This window comes from Bradyrhizobium sp. WSM1253 (assembly GCF_000244935.1).
In the GTDB taxonomy this organism is placed as follows: domain Bacteria; phylum Pseudomonadota; class Alphaproteobacteria; order Rhizobiales; family Xanthobacteraceae; genus Bradyrhizobium; species Bradyrhizobium canariense.
Map to the genome: position 1 here is coordinate 6,227,453 of NZ_JH600073.1, position 15,434 is coordinate 6,242,886.

Sequence of the window (15,434 nt, forward strand, 5' to 3'; positions counted from 1 at the left end):
CGTAGCGGCAGGTCGGGGCGCCTCCAACAAAAAACGCGAAAACAACCCCATGCACAGTAGGCATCCGGCGGGAATCATTGAGCTTTCTTTTTGACTTCGGGAAAAGCAAAATAACCGTTGCTCCGTCGGGCAAAACAGGGGCAGAATGGCATGATGGCGGGTGAGCGTCTTGTCGCGCCAAACTCCGCCGTCATGCCCCGGCTTGACCGGGGGCATCCAGGGCGCTGCGGCTTCTCGGTTCACCATCGCCCTCTCTGGAATACTGGATCGCCCGGTTAAACCGGCGATGACAGTTGAGTGTGTTGCTACAGACCCCGACTCACGTCCGCGCCCATCATGTTGCCGCCGCGATGCATCGGATACATTCGCGTCTGATTCGTTTCCCCCTTGAAGAATAGCCCCCGGAGACCCTCATGAAGTTCGCATCCACCTTCCGCGCCGCGCTGGTCGGCATTGCCGCGCTTGCCGGCCTCTCGACCTCGGCGCTGGCCGACGGCGGCACCGTGGTGCTGACGATCTACAAGGCGGGCTGGATCATCGGCGGCTCCGGCGGTTCGGGCGTACTGAACTTCCGCGGCCGCGCCTATTCGCTCTCGACCGGCGGTCTCGACTACGGCCTCGTCTTCGGCGGCTCCAAGACCGTGCTGCGCGGCCGCGTCTCCAACATCAACCGGCCCTCCGATATCGCCGGCGTCTACGGCGCCGCCGGTGCCGGCATCGCAGTGGGCCGCGGCGCGCGTGCGATCGTGCTGACCAACCAGAAGGGCGCCGTGCTCGAGCTGTCCGGCACGCAAGTCGGCCTGATGGCGAATGCGGATCTGAGCGGGCTCGCGATCACGATGCGGTAGGGGCGATCAGCTCAATTCCCGCATGAGCGAGAGCGACATGCGGGTCAACCCTCGGTCCCGGATGTCGCTGTCGCTCATCCGGGCTACGTTCCCGTCACCGCCGCGTGAATCCGTTCGCAATGTGCGACGAGATTTGCGTGCGCATCGACGAACGCCTTCAGCGGTGTCGGGATCGGAAAGAAAATGTTGGCGATGAAGCCGTAGATGCCGGCATCGACGCTAGTCGGCGCCGCGCCGTGCACGAAGCCGGCCGCCGGCACGATCTCCGCCAGCACCTGCAGATCTGCGAGCCCCCGCGCATAGGCCTGCTCGGGCGTGTAGCGGCCGATGCCCTGGAAGTGATAACGCTGCGCATTATACGCCTTCGCCTTCTCGAATCCTGCCGCATCGATCTGCTTGTGCTGCGCGATGAAGGCGTCGCGAAACGCGGGATAATAACGCTCGTCCTTCCAGCGCGAATACGACATCACCCAATAGAGATCGTCGAGCATGCGCGTGACGAAGTGGTTGGTCCGCCTCTGCTCCGCAGTTAGCGCGGCGTCGATGGTGAGGCGGTATTTCGCGGTCGCATGCGCGATGATGGTCTCGCTGTCGCCGATCGTCTCGCCGTCATCCACGACATAGGGCAGCTGCCCGCGCGGCGCGGCGGAGGCATCGAACACATGCTCATGCGCGAACGGTACGCCCGCGAGCTTCAGGAAGGCATAGACCTTGAGGCCGTAACCGTTGTTGTCGGCGACACCGAACAGGTCTGGATAGGAGTAGAGGGTCAGCATGGGACGCTCCTCGCGCTGAAGTCGTATCGCCGCCGTGACGCGCTTGCAACAGTTCCGCGCTTTGTGCGCCGCCTCCTTCGATCGGAGGACGATTGCATCGTTGCTGGTTTGCCCCGACAACGCCATCCGGGATTGTTATACTCCGCATCCCCGTGACGTCAGCGATGGTGACCCTATGGCGAGAGAGTTGGAAGGCAAGGTTGCGGCCGTGACCGGGGCCGCGTCGGGCATCGGATTGGCCAGCACCGAGGCGATGCTGGCCGCGGGCGCGCGCGTGGTGATGGTCGACCGCGACGAGGCCGCGCTGAAGTCGCTCTGCGACAAGCACGGCGACGCCGTGATCCCGCTGCTCGTCGACCTGCTGGACCCAAAAGACTGCGCAACGCTGCTGCCGCGCGTTCTGGAGCAGGCCGGCCAGCTCGACATCCTGCATGCGAATGCCGGCACGTATGTCGGTGGCGATCTGGTCGATGCTGACACCATGGCGATCGACCGGATGCTGAACCTGAATGTCAACGTCGTGATGAAGAACGTGCACGACGTGCTGCCGCACATGATCGCGCGCGGGACCGGCGACATCATCGTCACGAGCTCGCTGGCGGCGCATTTTCCGACGCCATGGGAGCCGGTCTACGCGTCGTCCAAATGGGCGGTCAACTGCTTCGTCCAGACAGTGCGGCGCCAGGTCTTCAAGCACGGTATCCGCGTGGGCTCGATCTCGCCCGGCCCGGTCGTCAGCGCCCTGCTTGCGGACTGGCCACCCGAGAAGCTGAAGGAAGCCAGGGACTCGGGAAGCCTGCTGGAGGCCGGCGACGTGGCCGAGGTCGTGATGTTCATGCTGACGCGGCCACGCGGCATGACAATTCGTGACGTGGTCATGCTGCCGACCAATTTCGATCTTTAGGGCGCTAACGGTCCTGCGAACCCTTCGATGCAGCGGTGAATATCGCCAATTGCGCATCGAAAGCGCGCCTGAAGGCCGGCCGCGCTTCGCCGCGGGCGACATAGGCGGCGATTTCTGGATATTCGTCCAGCAGGCCTGACGCGTTCAACCGGCGCAGCACCGTCACCATCATGAGATCGCCGGCGCTGAACGCACCGTCGAGCCAGTCGGCATCGCCGAGGCGGCGGGACAATTCGCCGAGCCGGACACGGACGCGATCCTGCAGCGTGGGCAGCCGCTCCGCGTACCAGCTCTGGTCGCGCTCGAACAGCATGGCCATCCCGAGCTCGACGATCGGCGGCTCCAGTGTGCTGAGCGCGGCAAACATCCACGCGATCGCGCGGGCCCGGGCCTGCGGCTCCGTCGGCAGCAGCCCGGCATGGCGCTCCGCGATATGGAGCACGATCGCGCCGGTCTCGAACAAGGCGAGGTCGCCGTCCTCGTAGGTCGGGATCTGCCCGAATGGATGTAGCGCGAGATGCGCGGGCCCCTTCATGTCCGCGAACGAAACCAGATGGACCTCGTAAGGCTGCCCCACCTCTTCGAGCGCCCAGCGCACCCGCATGTCGCGGGCCTGTCCGCGGCCGCGGTCGGGCGAGTTTGCGAAGGCGGTGATGGTGGGAGGCATCGGAGGTCTCCGGGGTTGATCGCGTTTTGCGTTCGGAGGACGAATGGAATGAGTGGATTCCGACAGGTTAATGGGTTTTCGTGGACCCCGTAGCCCGCATGAGCGATAGCGATATGCGGGGCAGCTGCCGGCCCCGGATGTCGCTGTCGCTCATCCGGGCTACAAGAAAAACCCGCCGCCACTGTCGGATCGTTGCCTCCTGCCTCGTCCTTGGAACATCGGCGCGCCGCCGCGCGTCCGCGCGAGACAAAAGGATTTCCATTCATGACCTCCATCACGCCGTTTCTCTGGTTCGACAACAACGTGCCGGAGGCCGTCGCCTTCTACAAATCGGTGTTTCCCAATGCCAAGGTTGAGACCGTCAGCGACTTCATGGCGGTGTTCGAGCTCGAAGGCCAGCGCTTCAACGCGCTCAACGGGGGGCCGCAATACAAGTTCAACGAGGCGGTGTCGTTCTTCATCAGCGTGGAAACGCAGGCGGAAGTCGATTATTTCTGGGACAGGCTCACCGCCGACGGCGGCGAGGAATCCCGCTGTGGCTGGCTCAAGGACAAGTTCGGGCTGTCCTGGCAGGTGATCCCATCAGCGCTCGGCCGCTATCTCGGCGACCCCGACCGCAGCAAGGCGAACCGCGTCGTGCAGGCGATGATGCAGATGAGAAAGATCGTGATTGCGGACCTGGACAGGGCGTATGCGGGGTGAGGGGCGGGCCGTGGTGACGGTGCCAACTCCTCATGGTGAGGAGGCGCGTAGCGCCGTCTCGAACCATGCAGGCCCACATCCCGCCGCGGCTATCCTTCGAGACGCCCGCTACGCGGTCTCCTCAGGATGAGGTCTGTGGGTGTTGAGTGTCCAGTGCAGCGACCCACGCCGCAAGCTCGCGCCACGGCTCCAGCGTCCAATGCCCGGACGCCGCACCCGACGGCGACGGCAGCACGAACACCTCGGGCAAGCTCTCATCCCGCGGCTGCCGCCCCAGCGCAATCCCGCTCGACGGCCTGCCATAAAACAAGCTCGCCGCCTTCTTGCTCGTGAATGCAATCGTCCTCGGGCGAAACTTTTCGATCTTGGCCCTGAACCCCGGCACGTCGATTGTCTCAGCCGCGATCTGGTGATCCATTCCGGCGCCCGACTTCGACAGATCAGTGAAGCCGATCCCGAGCTCGAGCAGGCTTGCGAACTCGCCCGGCTGATAGCGCCGCGGCGTGATCCCTGCCTCATCGATCGCGCGCCAGAAGCGATTGCCGGGATGGGCGTAGTAGTGCCCCAGCTCGGCCGAACGCGTCGAGGCAGCGGTGCCCACGAAGACGAGACGGAGGTTGGGGCGGAGTTGGTCGGGGAGGCGGTGGAGGGCGGGGTCGGGCAAATCAGGCCTCGGGAGGATCGTCAGCATTGTAGTCCGCATGAAGCGAAGCGGAATGCGGGAGCTGGGCTTCGCTCGCGCTCCATCTGGGCTACGCTTGCTCGCTGCGCAGGGTAGGTTAGTGCAGCGTAGCCCACCAATCGTCCAGCATCCTGCGTGCTGTCACGAGCATCGGCATAAGCAATCGCCCTGCAACGGTCATGCAGCCGGGGCCATTCTGCTCTTCTTTCTCCTTGAGAATGCCGGCAGCAACAAGTGCGGCGCGATCATCCGGGCAAAATTCGGAAGATTTTCGATCCAACTCCTCAAGGCTGAGTGAAGTTGCGAGAATGCAGGCGCCGGTACCGCGATGTCCTGCGGTCTGTGCGATTGATTTGAGTATCAACTTGTAAGCGCGCGTCGCCGTTATCTGGTGGTCCCAAGGGGATTGCAGCCACCAATTGCCGGCAACGATCCGCGCGGTAGAGACGACGCCGGCGTGGTAGGACGTCGTTGGGTCGCCAAAGCTCGTAGAAAATGCATAGCGCCAATTCCAAGCCTCGACCTTCATATCGACCGGAATAAGAAGATACTTGAACGAAGGCGAATTTCCTTCGTTTTCTGTTCGCTGGATGAAGCGGTCTGCCACCCTGGTGACCTCGAACTGCGTGGGCGTTGCACGCAATTCGGGTCCGAGTGGAAGGTCGAGAGCCCGCACGGTGACGGGCGCGGTGAGCACGCGCTGAAGCGCGCAAACCAGCGGATGAACGAACTCGGTGCGCTTCAAGTCTGATTGGATGTAAAGCACGACCTCTGCAGGCGCGATCGGCCCGCCGGCCACGCGTGGCTGCTCCTGCGCCGGCGCACCTGAAATCTCGGCGAGTAGGAAGAAGAATATCAGATCATGTAATCTGTACTTCAAAGGTGCGATACCGCTCGCGCCACAGGGGCCTGCTGTCTATCTTACAGCGATATGAAGCGAACTCGCAACCAACGGAGGTGGAGACTTCACAAGGTAGGTTAGCGAAGTGTAACCTCCATGTTGGAGAAGAAAGCGATTGATGATACTGCCCTCGCTCTTCGAACTATGGCCGATTGTCTTAACAAAAAGGCCGGGCTTTCGCCCGGCCTTCAACGCAAGTTCAGTTCGATCATCCTCACAACACCCGATTACTCTCCTTCACCTTCTCCGCATCCAGATACAAGTTCTCGCCCATCTCCTTGAACTTCGCGCTCATCTTGGCCATGCCGTCCTCGGCGGTCCCGCTCATCGACATGCCGACGCCGTTCGGATCGTTCAGCGTCGCCGCGTAGTCCCGCACGTCCTGGGTGATCTTCATCGAACAGAACTTCGGCCCGCACATCGAGCAGAAATGCGCGACCTTGTGGGCTTCCTTCGGCAGGGTCTCGTCATGGAAGTTCTTGGCGGTGTCGGGGTCGAGGCCGAGGTTGAACTGGTCGCTCCAGCGGAAGTCGAAGCGGGCGCGGGACAGCGCGTCGTCGCGCAGCTGGGCGGCCGGGTGACCCTTGGCGAGATCGCTGGCGTGCGCGGCGATCTTGTAGGTGATGACGCCGACCTTGACGTCGTTGCGATCGGGTAGGCCGAGATGCTCCTTCGGCGTGACGTAGCAGAGCATGGCGCAGCCGAACCAGCCGATCATGGCCGCACCAATGCCGGAGGTGATGTGGTCGTAGCCCGGCGCGATGTCGGTGGTCAGAGGCCCGAGGGTGTAGAACGGCGCTTCGCCGCACTCCTTGAGCTGCTTGTCCATGTTGATCTTGATCTTGTGCATCGGCACGTGGCCGGGGCCTTCGATCATGACCTGGCAGCCCTTGTCCCATGCGATCTTGGTCAGCTCGCCGAGCGTCTCCAGCTCCGCGAACTGGGCGCGGTCGTTGGCGTCGGCGATCGAGCCCGGACGCAGGCCGTCGCCGAGCGAGAACGAGACGTCATACTTGCGCATGAGGTCGCAGATCTCGTCGAAATGGGTGTAGAGGAAGCTCTCCTTGTGATGCGCCAGGCACCATTTCGCCATAATGGAACCACCACGAGAAACAATGCCGGTGACGCGGTTGGCGGTGAGGTGGATGTATTGCAGGCGCACGCCGGCGTGGATGGTGAAATAGTCGACGCCCTGCTCGCACTGCTCGATCAGCGTGTCCTTGTAGAGCTCCCAGGTCAGCTTGACCGGATCGCCGTCGCACTTCTCCAGCGCCTGATAAATCGGAACGGTGCCGATCGGCACCGGCGCGTTGCGCAAAATCCATTCGCGCGTGGTGTGGATGTTGCGGCCCGTCGAGAGGTCCATCACGGTGTCGGCGCCCCAGCGGATCGCCCACACCATCTTCTCGACCTCTTCCTCGACCGATGACGTCACCGCCGAGTTGCCGATATTGGCGTTGATTTTCGTGAGGAAGTTGCGGCCGATGATCATCGGCTCCAACTCTGAGTGGTTGATGTTGCAGGGAATGATGGCGCGGCCGCGCGCGATCTCGCTGCGGACGAACTCCGGGGTGATGAAGGCGGGCACTTCGGCGCCAAAGCTTTCGCCGTCGGCAAGGGCTGCTTCCGCACGCTCGAGCTGCTCTTTGCGGCCGAGGTTTTCGCGTGCCGCGACGTAGATCATCTCCTTGGTGATGATGCCGGCACGGGCGAATTCGAGCTGGGTGATCTTGTGGCCGTCGAGGCCGCGCAGCGGCTGGTGATAGGCCGAGAACGCGCGCGCGGCCTTGTCGGTGGAGACGCTGCCATTGTCCTCCGGCTTGATCTGCCGTCCCTGATATTCCTCGACGCCGCCGCGCTCGAGCACCCAGCCCTTGCGGCCGCGCGCGAGACCGGCGTTGACGTCGATGGTCACGGACGGGTCGGTGTAGGGACCGGAGGTGTCGTACACCGGCAGGTTCGGCTCGCCGGCACCCTCGGACAGGATGATCTCGCGCAGGGGCACGCGCAGCTCAGGCGCGGCATCGGGCGAGGCGAAGATTTTTCGCGACGAGGGCAGCGGGCCGGTGGTGACGGCGGGAACGGTCTTGTCGGGGTTGGAGCGGATGTTCATGGGATCCTCCGGTTTAATTCTGTTGTGCGTGCGTTTGAGCGACGGCGGTGAATTCTTGCTCCGTCATTGCGAGCGCAGCGAAGCAATCCAGAATCTCTCTGCAGAGGCAGTCTGGATTGCTTCGTCGCAAGTGCTCCTCGCAATGACGGGTGGAGAGAGTGCGCATCACGCCGCCTCCGCGGACAGGCCGAGCCATTGCCGCACCCGCGCATCCGGGTCGGCATTCTGGGTGACGTCGCTGACGACGGCGATGGAATCCGCGCCGGCGGCAAAGATCTCCGCGGCGTGCTCGAACTTGATGCCGCCGATCGCGACCAGCGGGATATTGCCGATGCGCTTCTTCCATTCCGTGATCTTCGGAATGCCCTGCGGTTCGAAGCGCATCGATTTGAGCGTGGTGAAGAAGATCGGGCCCAGCGCGACATAATCGGGCTCGGCGGCGAGCGCGGTGTCAAGCTCGGCATCGTCATGGGTGGAGACGCCGAGCGACAGGCCGGCCTCGCGGATCGCAGCGAGGTCGGCGTCCGCAAGGTCCTCCTGGCCGAGATGAAGATATTTCGCGCCGGCGACGATCGCCGCGCGCCAATAGTCGTTCACGACCAACTTGGCTTGCGTGCCCGCGGTGATCGCCAGCGCATCGGTGACCATCTGCAGCGATTGCGAATCGTCGAGGTCTTTTGCGCGCAGCTGGATGGTGCCGACACCGAGCCTGGTCAGGCGCTCGACCCAGGCGAGGCTGTCGACGACGGGATAGAAACGATCAGGATACGGCATGCCAAAAAGGTGTCCCAACGACAGGGGTGGAAGGAGAGGCGAAATCGCGGGCGTTCATCAGCCCGGCTTCGTAAGCGGTGCGGCCGGCCTCGATGCCGAGGCGGAAGGCGTTGGCCATCGCGACGGGATCGGCGGCTTTGGCGATGGCGGTGTTGAGCAGCACGGCGTCGTAGCCGAGTTCGAGCGCCTCGGACGCATGCGAGGGCGCGCCGATGCCGGCGTCGACCACCAGCGTAATATCGGGCAGCCGCTCGCGCATCAGCTTGAGCGCGTCGCGGTTGGTGATGCCTTTCGCGCTGCCGATGGGCGCGGCCCACGGCATCACCACCTTGCAGCCGGCGTCGACCAGGCGGTTGGCGACCGAGAGATCCTCGGTGCAATAGGGGAACACCTCAAAGCCGTCCTTGATCAGGAGGCTTGCTGCTTCCACGAGTCCGACCACGTCGGGCTGCAGCGTGTCGTTGTCGGCGATGACTTCGAGCTTGATCCAGCTCGTGCCAAACAATTCGCGTGCGAGCTTGGCCGTCGTCACCGCCTCGCGCACGCTGCGGCAGCCGGCGGTGTTCGGCAGCACGGTGACGTCGAGCTCGCGGATCAGATTCCAGAACGCATCGCCAGTCTTGCCGCCGGCGGATTCGCGCCGCAGCGACACCGTGACAATGTTCGAGCCCGAGGCGCGGATCGCCGACTGCATGATCGCAGGCGAGGGATAAAGCGCGCTGCCGATCAGCAGGCGGGAGGGGAAGGTTTTGCCGTAGAAGGTCACCATGTGGTGTCTCTCCAAATGACACTGTCATCCCCGCCTAGTGCGCAAATTGCGCACGGGGGGCGGGGATCCAGTATTCCAGAGGCGGTGCGGCTAGAACCGAGACGCCGCGGCGTACTGGATCGCCCGGTCGAGCCGGGCGATGACAGCGGAATGTGTGGCGCGCGCCTAGGCGATAAATGGAGAGCCATCCTCACCCTCCCTGCCGCGGTGTGATGATCTCGATCTCGTCGCCGGCCTTCAGCGCGGTTTCGGCCCAGCGGCTCTTCGGCACGACGTCGTAGTTGAGCGCGATCGCGAAATGGGTGCCCTCGTAGTCGAGCTCGCTGAGCAGCGCGTCCACGCTGGCCGAATTGATCTCGCGTTGCTCGCCGTTAACGATCACGCGCATTGCATCACCTCATTGTCGATCTGGCCGCGCTCGACAAAGCTAAGCGTCAGCTCGGCCAGAACAGGCGCGATCAGGAAGCCGTGGCGGTAGAGGCCGTTCACGCTGATCGTGTTGCCGCGGATGCCGATGCGCGGCAGATTGTCGGGGAAAGCAGGGCGCAGGCCGGAGCCGAATTCGACGATGCGGGCCTCGCCGAAGGCGGGGTGCACGGCATAGGCCGCGCCCAACAGCTCCAGCGCGGAACGCACGCTGACGCCGGTGTCCTCGGCCTCGATCGAGGTCGCGCCCAGCATGAACAGATTGTCCTCGCGCGGGATCACATAGAGCGGCCAGCGCGGATGAATCAGCCGCACCGGGCGCGCGAGCTGCACCTCGGCGGTTTCGATCAGGATCATCTCGCCCTTGACGCCGCGCAAGCCAGGCTGCTCGTCGCGCGCAGCAAGGCCGCGGCAGTCGATCACGATGCCTTTAGGATCAAGTTTTGCGAGTTCGGCCGCGGCGACGTCGCTTTCGAACTTGATGGTGCCGCCGGCGGCGCGGATGCGCTCGTGCAGTTTAGGCAGCACGCGGCGCGGCTCGACGTGGCCCTCGGTCGGGAAGAACAGCGCGTCGCGGAAGCGGCCTTCGAGCGACGGCTCGAGCTCGGCAAGGCCGGCGGCATCGAGCCGGCAATGGCCCTCGGTCATGCGGGCAAAACGCTCGAAATCGTTGCGCTCGCGCGGGTGGGCGACGACCAGCGAGCCGTTGAAGGGCGTGTCGGGCAGCTCGCGCCGCCAGATGTCGAGCGAGCGCAGGCCGAGCCTGGAGATGATGGGTTCGGAAACCTCCGCCTCGCAATAAGGCGCGAGCATGCCGCCGGCCCAATGGCTGGTGGCATCGGTCATGTCGGCGTCACCGCGCTCGTGCAGGATGACGGCGTGGCCGGCCTGCGCGAACAGCAAGGCCTGCCAGGCGCCAGCAATGCCTGCGCCGATGATGGATACCGGGGAATCCGGTCGCTTGGTCGTCTGCAACATCCCTGTCCCTTCGCCGGCATGACCCGGATCAGGTTCAAAGGGTCACCGCGGTCCTGGGCGGATTTGCCCATTTAGCGGTATCTCAGCTCCTCCTCGGAGCACCCCTCGGAACGGCTCTAATGTATGCCAGTGACAGGCTGTGTCAACGCGTTTGGCGGGAACCGCACTTACCTGGGCGTCTGTGCCCGAGCGTTGCGAACGCGCTGGGCGAGCTTCCGGTGCGGCGCGGCGCCGAATATCGGCTGCGGATTGCCGTTCGGCTCGAGCCAAGGGGCGCTCATATTGGCCTCGTTCGTATTGGCGACTTGCACGGCCTCCTGCCGCTGCCGCTTTGCGGCGTAGTAATAGCCGCCGGCGAAATAACGAACGGCCCGGGCGTGGTCGCCATTTGCCGCGTGATAGGCGCCGGCGAGATATTTCACGGCATAGGTGAGGTTGGTGTTGGGATCGCGCAGGCCGGCGGCGTCGCCGGTGTAGCCGACCCCGCGGGCGGTCGCGAGCTTGATCTGCATCAGCCCGATGGTGCCGCCATGGCCGACCAGGCCGGGCTGATAGCGGCTTTCGCGCATGATGACCCGATGCACCAGCGCCTCCGGCACGCCGTTGGCGCGCGCGTGGGCCGCGACCATCTCGGCGTACTCCGCTTGGCCCGCGAATGCGGCCTGTGGCAACGTCAGTCCGGCCGCGAGCAGCGCGGCGATACGTAAAATTTTCATCAGATATCCCGGAGGTCCCTGAGACTGATTGAAGGCCTGCGCCCGGCTGCCGTTTAGGCCTCCCGAACGCGGCAATGATGTGACCAAACGCCGCCGTTAATTTTTTCGCGGTGCCGAGCCGCTGTGACGACTCAATGCTGGCGTCAGAGTTTCCTCAGGCGGACAACTCGCGACAGCAGGCCTGTCTATTCGCATGGGCGCACGAAAGCGAGTATGTCACGGCCAGCGAATCGGGAGAGGTGCCATGACAAAATCAACCATGGTCAAAGCCCACAGCGGCGACATGTCAGAACACGATTTGCCCAGAAACAATCCCTGTGCCCAATGCGGCACGCTGATCCCGACGCCCGACTGGGTCGAGCCGGGCGAGGGGCGCGTCTCCTATCTCTGGACTTGTCAGGCCTGCAATTATCGCTTCGAGGCGATTGCGATCTTCGACGAGGCTGCCCTCGAGCACCCGCCGCTCGCGGCCTGAAGTTAGGCCGCAAGCCGCGGCTGTTGCCATACCGGCAATTGCATCCGCACGATCAGCCCATGCGGCTCGCGGTCGTGCAGCGACAGCTCGCCGCCATGGGCGAGGGCGATCGCGCGTGCGATCGACAGACCGAGGCCGAAGCCGGTGGACTCGTCCATGGTGCGGGCGTCGTCGCCGCGCACGAACGGCTCCAGCATCTCTTGCTTGCGCGCATCCGAAATGCCGGGACCGTCGTCCTCGACGTCGATGACGAGTTTGGCGTTCGAGATGTCGAGCCGGATCGTCACCTCGGCGCCGAAGCGCACTGCGTTCTCGACGAGGTTGGTGACGCCGCGATGCAGATCGTCGGGACGCGCGGCGGCGGTCGCGGATTGCGGGCCGGCATAGTGCACGACATGACCCATGTCGCCGAACTGGTCGGCGATGAGCTGCAGCGTGCTCGCGATGTCGACCAGCGTCACCGCCTCGATCTGGCGGTCGTTGCGCAATAGCGACAAAACGGATTCCAGCATCGATCGCATCTGGTCGAGATCGATCAGCATGCGCTTGCGGTTGCCTTCGTCCTCGACGAACTCGGCGCGCAGGCGCAGCCGCGTGATCGGTGTGCGCAGATCGTGGCTGATCGCGGCAAGCATCCGCGTGCGGTCCGACATCAGTCGCGCGATCCGCTCGTGCATGCGGTTGAGCGCGCGCGCGACCGAGCGGATCTCTTCCGGGCCGCGCTCGGGAAGTGGATCCGCCCCGCCGTCCAGGCTGAAATTCTCGGCAGCCCTGGCAAAGGACGACAGCGGCGCCGCCAGCGCGCGCGCCGCCCACAGGCCGAGCACGGTGACGCAGATGAAGGTGGTCATCAGCGCCATCAGCCACGGTGCGCCCCAGAACCACGGCCGCGGGCCGCCACGGACCTGGCCGGCGATCACAGTGCCGTCGGGCAGCTGTACGCCGATGCGGTGCTCGCCGGCTTGGGGGGCGAGCTGCACCACCTTGTAGCCGCGGCCGAGATGGCGGCGGATCCCGTGCAAATGTTGGCTTTCGCTGTCGTCGACGACGTTCGCGGTGCCGGGCGCGAACGTCTCGATGTTGAGCTTCGGGAAGGCGCGCGCGAGATCTGCGATGAGGCGCGGCCGCTCGGCCTGCTCAGCCGAGCCGAGCAGCACCGCGGCGTCCGCCAATTGAGGCGCGCCGTCCGGCGCCGTGTCCGGGCGGTCCGGCCGGCCGATCAGGAAGGCGGCGGTGACGACGAGATGCAGCGCGACGGTGGAAGCCAGCACCAGCGCGGCGATCTGCCCGCCGATACCCCTGAGGTGGAAGAACCCGAACGGCTTCATCGTCGGCGTTCCCTCAGCTGCTCAGGGACGCCGCGACCGCTTCAGTCCTGACCGCTTCAGTTCTTGGCGTGAACAGATAGCCGCCGGAGCGCACCGTCTTGATCATGGTCGGATCGGCCGGATTGGGCTCGATCTTGCGGCGGATGCGGCTGACCAGCACGTCGATCGAGCGCTCGAACGAGCCTGTGCTGCGCCCCTGCGTGAGGTCGAGCAGGCTGTCGCGCGAGAGCACGCGGCCGGGACGCTCGCAGAACGTCCGCAGCAGGTCGAACTCGGCGCTGGTCACCGCGACGCGCGCGCCGTCGGGATTGCGCAGCTCGCGCAGGCGCAAATCGATGCGCCAGCTTTCGAAGGCGAGCGTGCTGGCGCCCTCGATCGAGCTCGCCGCCTGCGCGGCCGCCTGGCGGCGCAGCACCGCGTTGATGCGGGCGAGCAGCTCGCGCGGGTTGAACGGTTTCGGCAGATAGTCGTCCGCGCCCATTTCGAGGCCGACGATGCGGTCGACGTCCTCGCCGCGTGCGGTCAGCATGATGATCGGCGTCTGTCCTTCCGCGCGCAGCTTGCGGCACAGGCTGAGGCCGTCCTCGCCGGGCAGCATGACGTCGAGGATGATGAGGTCGACGCGATGATCGGCCATCGCGCGCGACATCTCGCGGCCGTCGCTCACGGCGGTGACGTTGCAGGCGTTGTTGCGGAGGTATTTCGCAATCAACGTCCGGGTTTCACGGTCGTCTTCGACGACAAGGATGTTGGGATTGGGAAGGGCCATGCGCTTTGTTTGTCCAAGGTTCGGGCCAAATGGCGAAGAGATTTGTTTCAGATTGTTTCCATGGCCCATGCCGCAACAGCAGGACATCACCGGGCAGGGAAGCGGCAAGGTCTCGTTAAGCGCGCTAACCATACCGTGGCTTGGTCGGCCACGAAACCCTGCAGAACTCACAGAGCCATCATGACCTCGATTTCGGCGGCCTCCGCCGGTCACCACCAGTCGCCGTTGCAGAGGCTGCAGCAGCAATTGCAATCGGACGTGTCCGCCGGCACGGTCTCGTCGTCGGACCAGTCGGCGCTTTCGACGGCGCTGACCGACATCGACACGGCGCTTCAGCAGGGCCGGTCGAGCGATCAGTCGAGCGGCGCGCGTCCCTCCAAGGATGACATCGACTCGAAGATCGACGACCTCATCTCCAACGAGGTGTCGAACGGGACGCTGACGTCAGACCAGGCCGACGAGCTGAAGAACGTATTCCAATCCGCCTTCGCCAATGGCGCCGGCGGTCCCGGTGGTGCGGGCGGTCCCGGGGGTGCGGGCGGCCCCCCGCCAGGTCCGCCGCCGGACGACAGCTCGTCGGATTCGTCGTCAACGGACGCGACCAGCAGCACGTCAACCGCCTCCACCACGGCCGAGATCCTTCAGCAGTTTCTCCAGGCGCTGCAGCAGTCGCAATCGTCGTCGTCGTCTTACGGCGCCAACGGCAGCTCATCAGGCGGCTCGGACTTCGCCGCGCTTCTGATCGACTACAGGAGCTGATCTGCGTGACGCAGATCGGCGCGTTCCTCGCTGCGGTCTTGCTTCACCCAGGGCGCACGATCGTCCGCGAGGAACAGTGCGCTGCAAAATGTTCCTGAGTGACTTAGGAACAATCGCACGCGGCTCCAATCCTCGCGCAGCACGCGACGAAATTGCAGCACGCGCGGAACTGGGACTGATCCGAGCTGTTTTCTCCGCACGAGTTTTCTGCTGAAGGAGAGGACAATATGTTGATGAAATCGATCGCGGCCGGTCTCGCCGGTACCGCACTGCTCGCAACCGTTGCGTTCGCGCAAAATCCGACCGCCACCACCGACAAGGCGCCGGCTGCCGCCGCCTCGACGACGACCACGACCGCGTCGGGACAGTGGCGTACGTCCAAGATGAACGGCATCAAGGTCTATAACGACGCCAACGAGAACATCGGCTCGATCAACGATCTGCTGATGGACAAGAGCGGCAACATCAAGATCGCCGTGATCGGCGTCGGCGGCTTCCTCGGCCTGGGCGAGCATCTGGTCGCGGTGCCCTATGAGAAGCTGAAATTCGTCAACGAGGCCGTTGCCTACACCGGCGCTGCCGGGAACAACCCGAACAGCGCGGCCAACCGGCCCGCGGCGACCACCACGACGGGTGCCGCGACCGGCACCGACAACAAGCCCGCGACGACGGCCACGTCCTCGTCGAAATGGTATCCGGACCACGCCGTGTTCAATGCGAGCAAGGACGAGCTGAAGAACATGCCCGAGTTCAAATACTCGGAGTAACGCGGTTCTGAACGGCTAAACGAAGCGCGCCCGGTTTTTGCCGGGCGCGCTGTCGTGCGTTTTTTCGTCTGCCGTCGTTG

Annotated in this window: 18 protein-coding genes and 1 riboswitch; of the genes, 6 read left to right on the plus strand and 12 right to left on the minus strand. The window is 64.4% G+C overall.

What is annotated here, in order from left to right; translation table 11 throughout:
• Positions 1–413 precede the first annotated feature (413 nt).
• Positions 414–848 carry a hypothetical protein gene (locus BRA1253DRAFT_RS30410; RefSeq protein ID WP_007600742.1) on the plus strand — a complete coding sequence of 145 codons (435 nt, stop codon included), beginning with the start codon at positions 414–416 and terminating at the stop codon, positions 846–848.
• An 83-nt stretch (positions 849–931) separates the two neighbouring features.
• Here BRA1253DRAFT_RS30410 and BRA1253DRAFT_RS30415 read toward each other — a convergent pair whose 3' ends face one another.
• The gene (locus BRA1253DRAFT_RS30415; protein WP_007600744.1) at positions 932–1,624 is read right to left on the minus strand and encodes a glutathione S-transferase family protein; all 693 of its coding nucleotides are present in this window, start codon (positions 1,622–1,624) and stop codon (positions 932–934) included.
• Positions 1,625–1,799: 175 nt separating this feature from the next.
• Between BRA1253DRAFT_RS30415 and BRA1253DRAFT_RS30420 the strand changes: the two genes are divergently transcribed.
• Entirely contained in the window at positions 1,800–2,528 is a 729-nt protein-coding gene (locus BRA1253DRAFT_RS30420; RefSeq protein WP_007600747.1) for an SDR family oxidoreductase, read from the plus strand.
• 4 nt (positions 2,529–2,532) lie between these two features.
• Here the strand turns inward: BRA1253DRAFT_RS30420 and BRA1253DRAFT_RS30425 are convergent, their stop codons facing one another.
• The gene (locus tag BRA1253DRAFT_RS30425; RefSeq protein WP_007600757.1) at positions 2,533–3,195 is read right to left on the minus strand and encodes a glutathione S-transferase family protein; all 663 of its coding nucleotides are present in this window, start codon (positions 3,193–3,195) and stop codon (positions 2,533–2,535) included.
• A gap of 264 nt (positions 3,196–3,459) precedes the next feature.
• On the opposite strand from BRA1253DRAFT_RS30425, the gene BRA1253DRAFT_RS30430 reads away from it, so the two are divergent.
• Positions 3,460–3,897, plus strand: a complete 438-nt coding sequence (locus tag BRA1253DRAFT_RS30430) for a VOC family protein (RefSeq protein ID WP_007600759.1) — start codon at positions 3,460–3,462, stop codon at positions 3,895–3,897.
• A gap of 121 nt (positions 3,898–4,018) precedes the next feature.
• On the opposite strand, the gene BRA1253DRAFT_RS30435 is transcribed toward BRA1253DRAFT_RS30430, so the two are convergent.
• The 8 genes from BRA1253DRAFT_RS30435 to BRA1253DRAFT_RS30470 form a co-directional block, all read right to left on the minus strand.
• Complete coding sequence (locus BRA1253DRAFT_RS30435) at positions 4,019–4,588, minus strand: mismatch-specific DNA-glycosylase (protein WP_007600761.1); 570 nt, start codon at positions 4,586–4,588, stop codon at positions 4,019–4,021.
• An 88-nt stretch (positions 4,589–4,676) separates the two neighbouring features.
• Positions 4,677–5,459, minus strand: a complete 783-nt coding sequence (locus BRA1253DRAFT_RS30440) for a hypothetical protein (RefSeq protein WP_035994232.1) — start codon at positions 5,457–5,459, stop codon at positions 4,677–4,679.
• A 235-nt stretch (positions 5,460–5,694) separates the two neighbouring features.
• Positions 5,695–7,593 (minus strand): phosphomethylpyrimidine synthase ThiC, encoded by a 1,899-nt coding sequence (gene thiC / locus BRA1253DRAFT_RS30445; protein ID WP_007600764.1) that lies wholly within the window; start codon positions 7,591–7,593, stop codon positions 5,695–5,697.
• A gap of 165 nt (positions 7,594–7,758) precedes the next feature.
• Entirely contained in the window at positions 7,759–8,367 is a 609-nt protein-coding gene (locus tag BRA1253DRAFT_RS30450) for a thiamine phosphate synthase (protein WP_007600768.1), read from the minus strand.
• Positions 8,354–9,136, minus strand: coding sequence for a thiazole synthase (locus BRA1253DRAFT_RS30455; protein ID WP_007600770.1), 783 nt, complete (start codon positions 9,134–9,136; stop codon positions 8,354–8,356). Before BRA1253DRAFT_RS30455 ends, BRA1253DRAFT_RS30450 begins: the two co-directional genes overlap by 14 nt.
• Positions 9,137–9,326: 190 nt before the next feature.
• Positions 9,327–9,524, minus strand: coding sequence for a sulfur carrier protein ThiS (gene thiS / locus BRA1253DRAFT_RS30460; protein WP_007600772.1), 198 nt, complete (start codon positions 9,522–9,524; stop codon positions 9,327–9,329).
• Positions 9,515–10,540 (minus strand): FAD-dependent oxidoreductase, encoded by a 1,026-nt coding sequence (locus BRA1253DRAFT_RS30465; RefSeq protein ID WP_007600776.1) that lies wholly within the window; start codon positions 10,538–10,540, stop codon positions 9,515–9,517. Before BRA1253DRAFT_RS30465 ends, thiS begins: the two co-directional genes overlap by 10 nt.
• Positions 10,528–10,656, minus strand: a riboswitch (TPP riboswitch). Its footprint overlaps the gene before it by 13 nt.
• Before the next feature lie 51 nt (positions 10,657–10,707).
• Positions 10,708–11,256 carry a lytic transglycosylase domain-containing protein gene (locus tag BRA1253DRAFT_RS30470; protein ID WP_007600777.1) on the minus strand — a complete coding sequence of 183 codons (549 nt, stop codon included), beginning with the start codon at positions 11,254–11,256 and terminating at the stop codon, positions 10,708–10,710.
• A gap of 244 nt (positions 11,257–11,500) precedes the next feature.
• On the opposite strand from BRA1253DRAFT_RS30470, the gene BRA1253DRAFT_RS30475 reads away from it, so the two are divergent.
• On the plus strand, positions 11,501–11,731 hold the full coding sequence (locus tag BRA1253DRAFT_RS30475; protein WP_007600778.1) for a hypothetical protein: 231 nt from the start codon (positions 11,501–11,503) through the stop codon (positions 11,729–11,731).
• Between the two features lie 2 nt (positions 11,732–11,733).
• Here the strand turns inward: BRA1253DRAFT_RS30475 and BRA1253DRAFT_RS30480 are convergent, their stop codons facing one another.
• Together BRA1253DRAFT_RS30480 and BRA1253DRAFT_RS30485 are read right to left on the minus strand one after the other, a co-directional pair.
• The gene (locus BRA1253DRAFT_RS30480) at positions 11,734–13,059 is read right to left on the minus strand and encodes an ATP-binding protein (RefSeq protein ID WP_007600779.1); all 1,326 of its coding nucleotides are present in this window, start codon (positions 13,057–13,059) and stop codon (positions 11,734–11,736) included.
• 13 nt (positions 13,060–13,072) lie between these two features.
• A complete protein-coding gene (locus BRA1253DRAFT_RS30485) occupies positions 13,073–13,828 on the minus strand; it encodes a response regulator (RefSeq protein WP_007600780.1) in 756 nt (251 codons plus the stop codon).
• Between the two features lie 180 nt (positions 13,829–14,008).
• On the opposite strand from BRA1253DRAFT_RS30485, the gene BRA1253DRAFT_RS30490 reads away from it, so the two are divergent.
• Together BRA1253DRAFT_RS30490 and BRA1253DRAFT_RS30495 are read left to right on the plus strand one after the other, a co-directional pair.
• The gene (locus BRA1253DRAFT_RS30490) at positions 14,009–14,587 is read left to right on the plus strand and encodes a hypothetical protein (protein ID WP_007600781.1); all 579 of its coding nucleotides are present in this window, start codon (positions 14,009–14,011) and stop codon (positions 14,585–14,587) included.
• Positions 14,588–14,814: 227 nt separating this feature from the next.
• On the plus strand, positions 14,815–15,354 hold the full coding sequence (locus BRA1253DRAFT_RS30495; RefSeq protein WP_007600783.1) for a PRC-barrel domain-containing protein: 540 nt from the start codon (positions 14,815–14,817) through the stop codon (positions 15,352–15,354).
• Positions 15,355–15,434 lie beyond the last annotated feature (80 nt).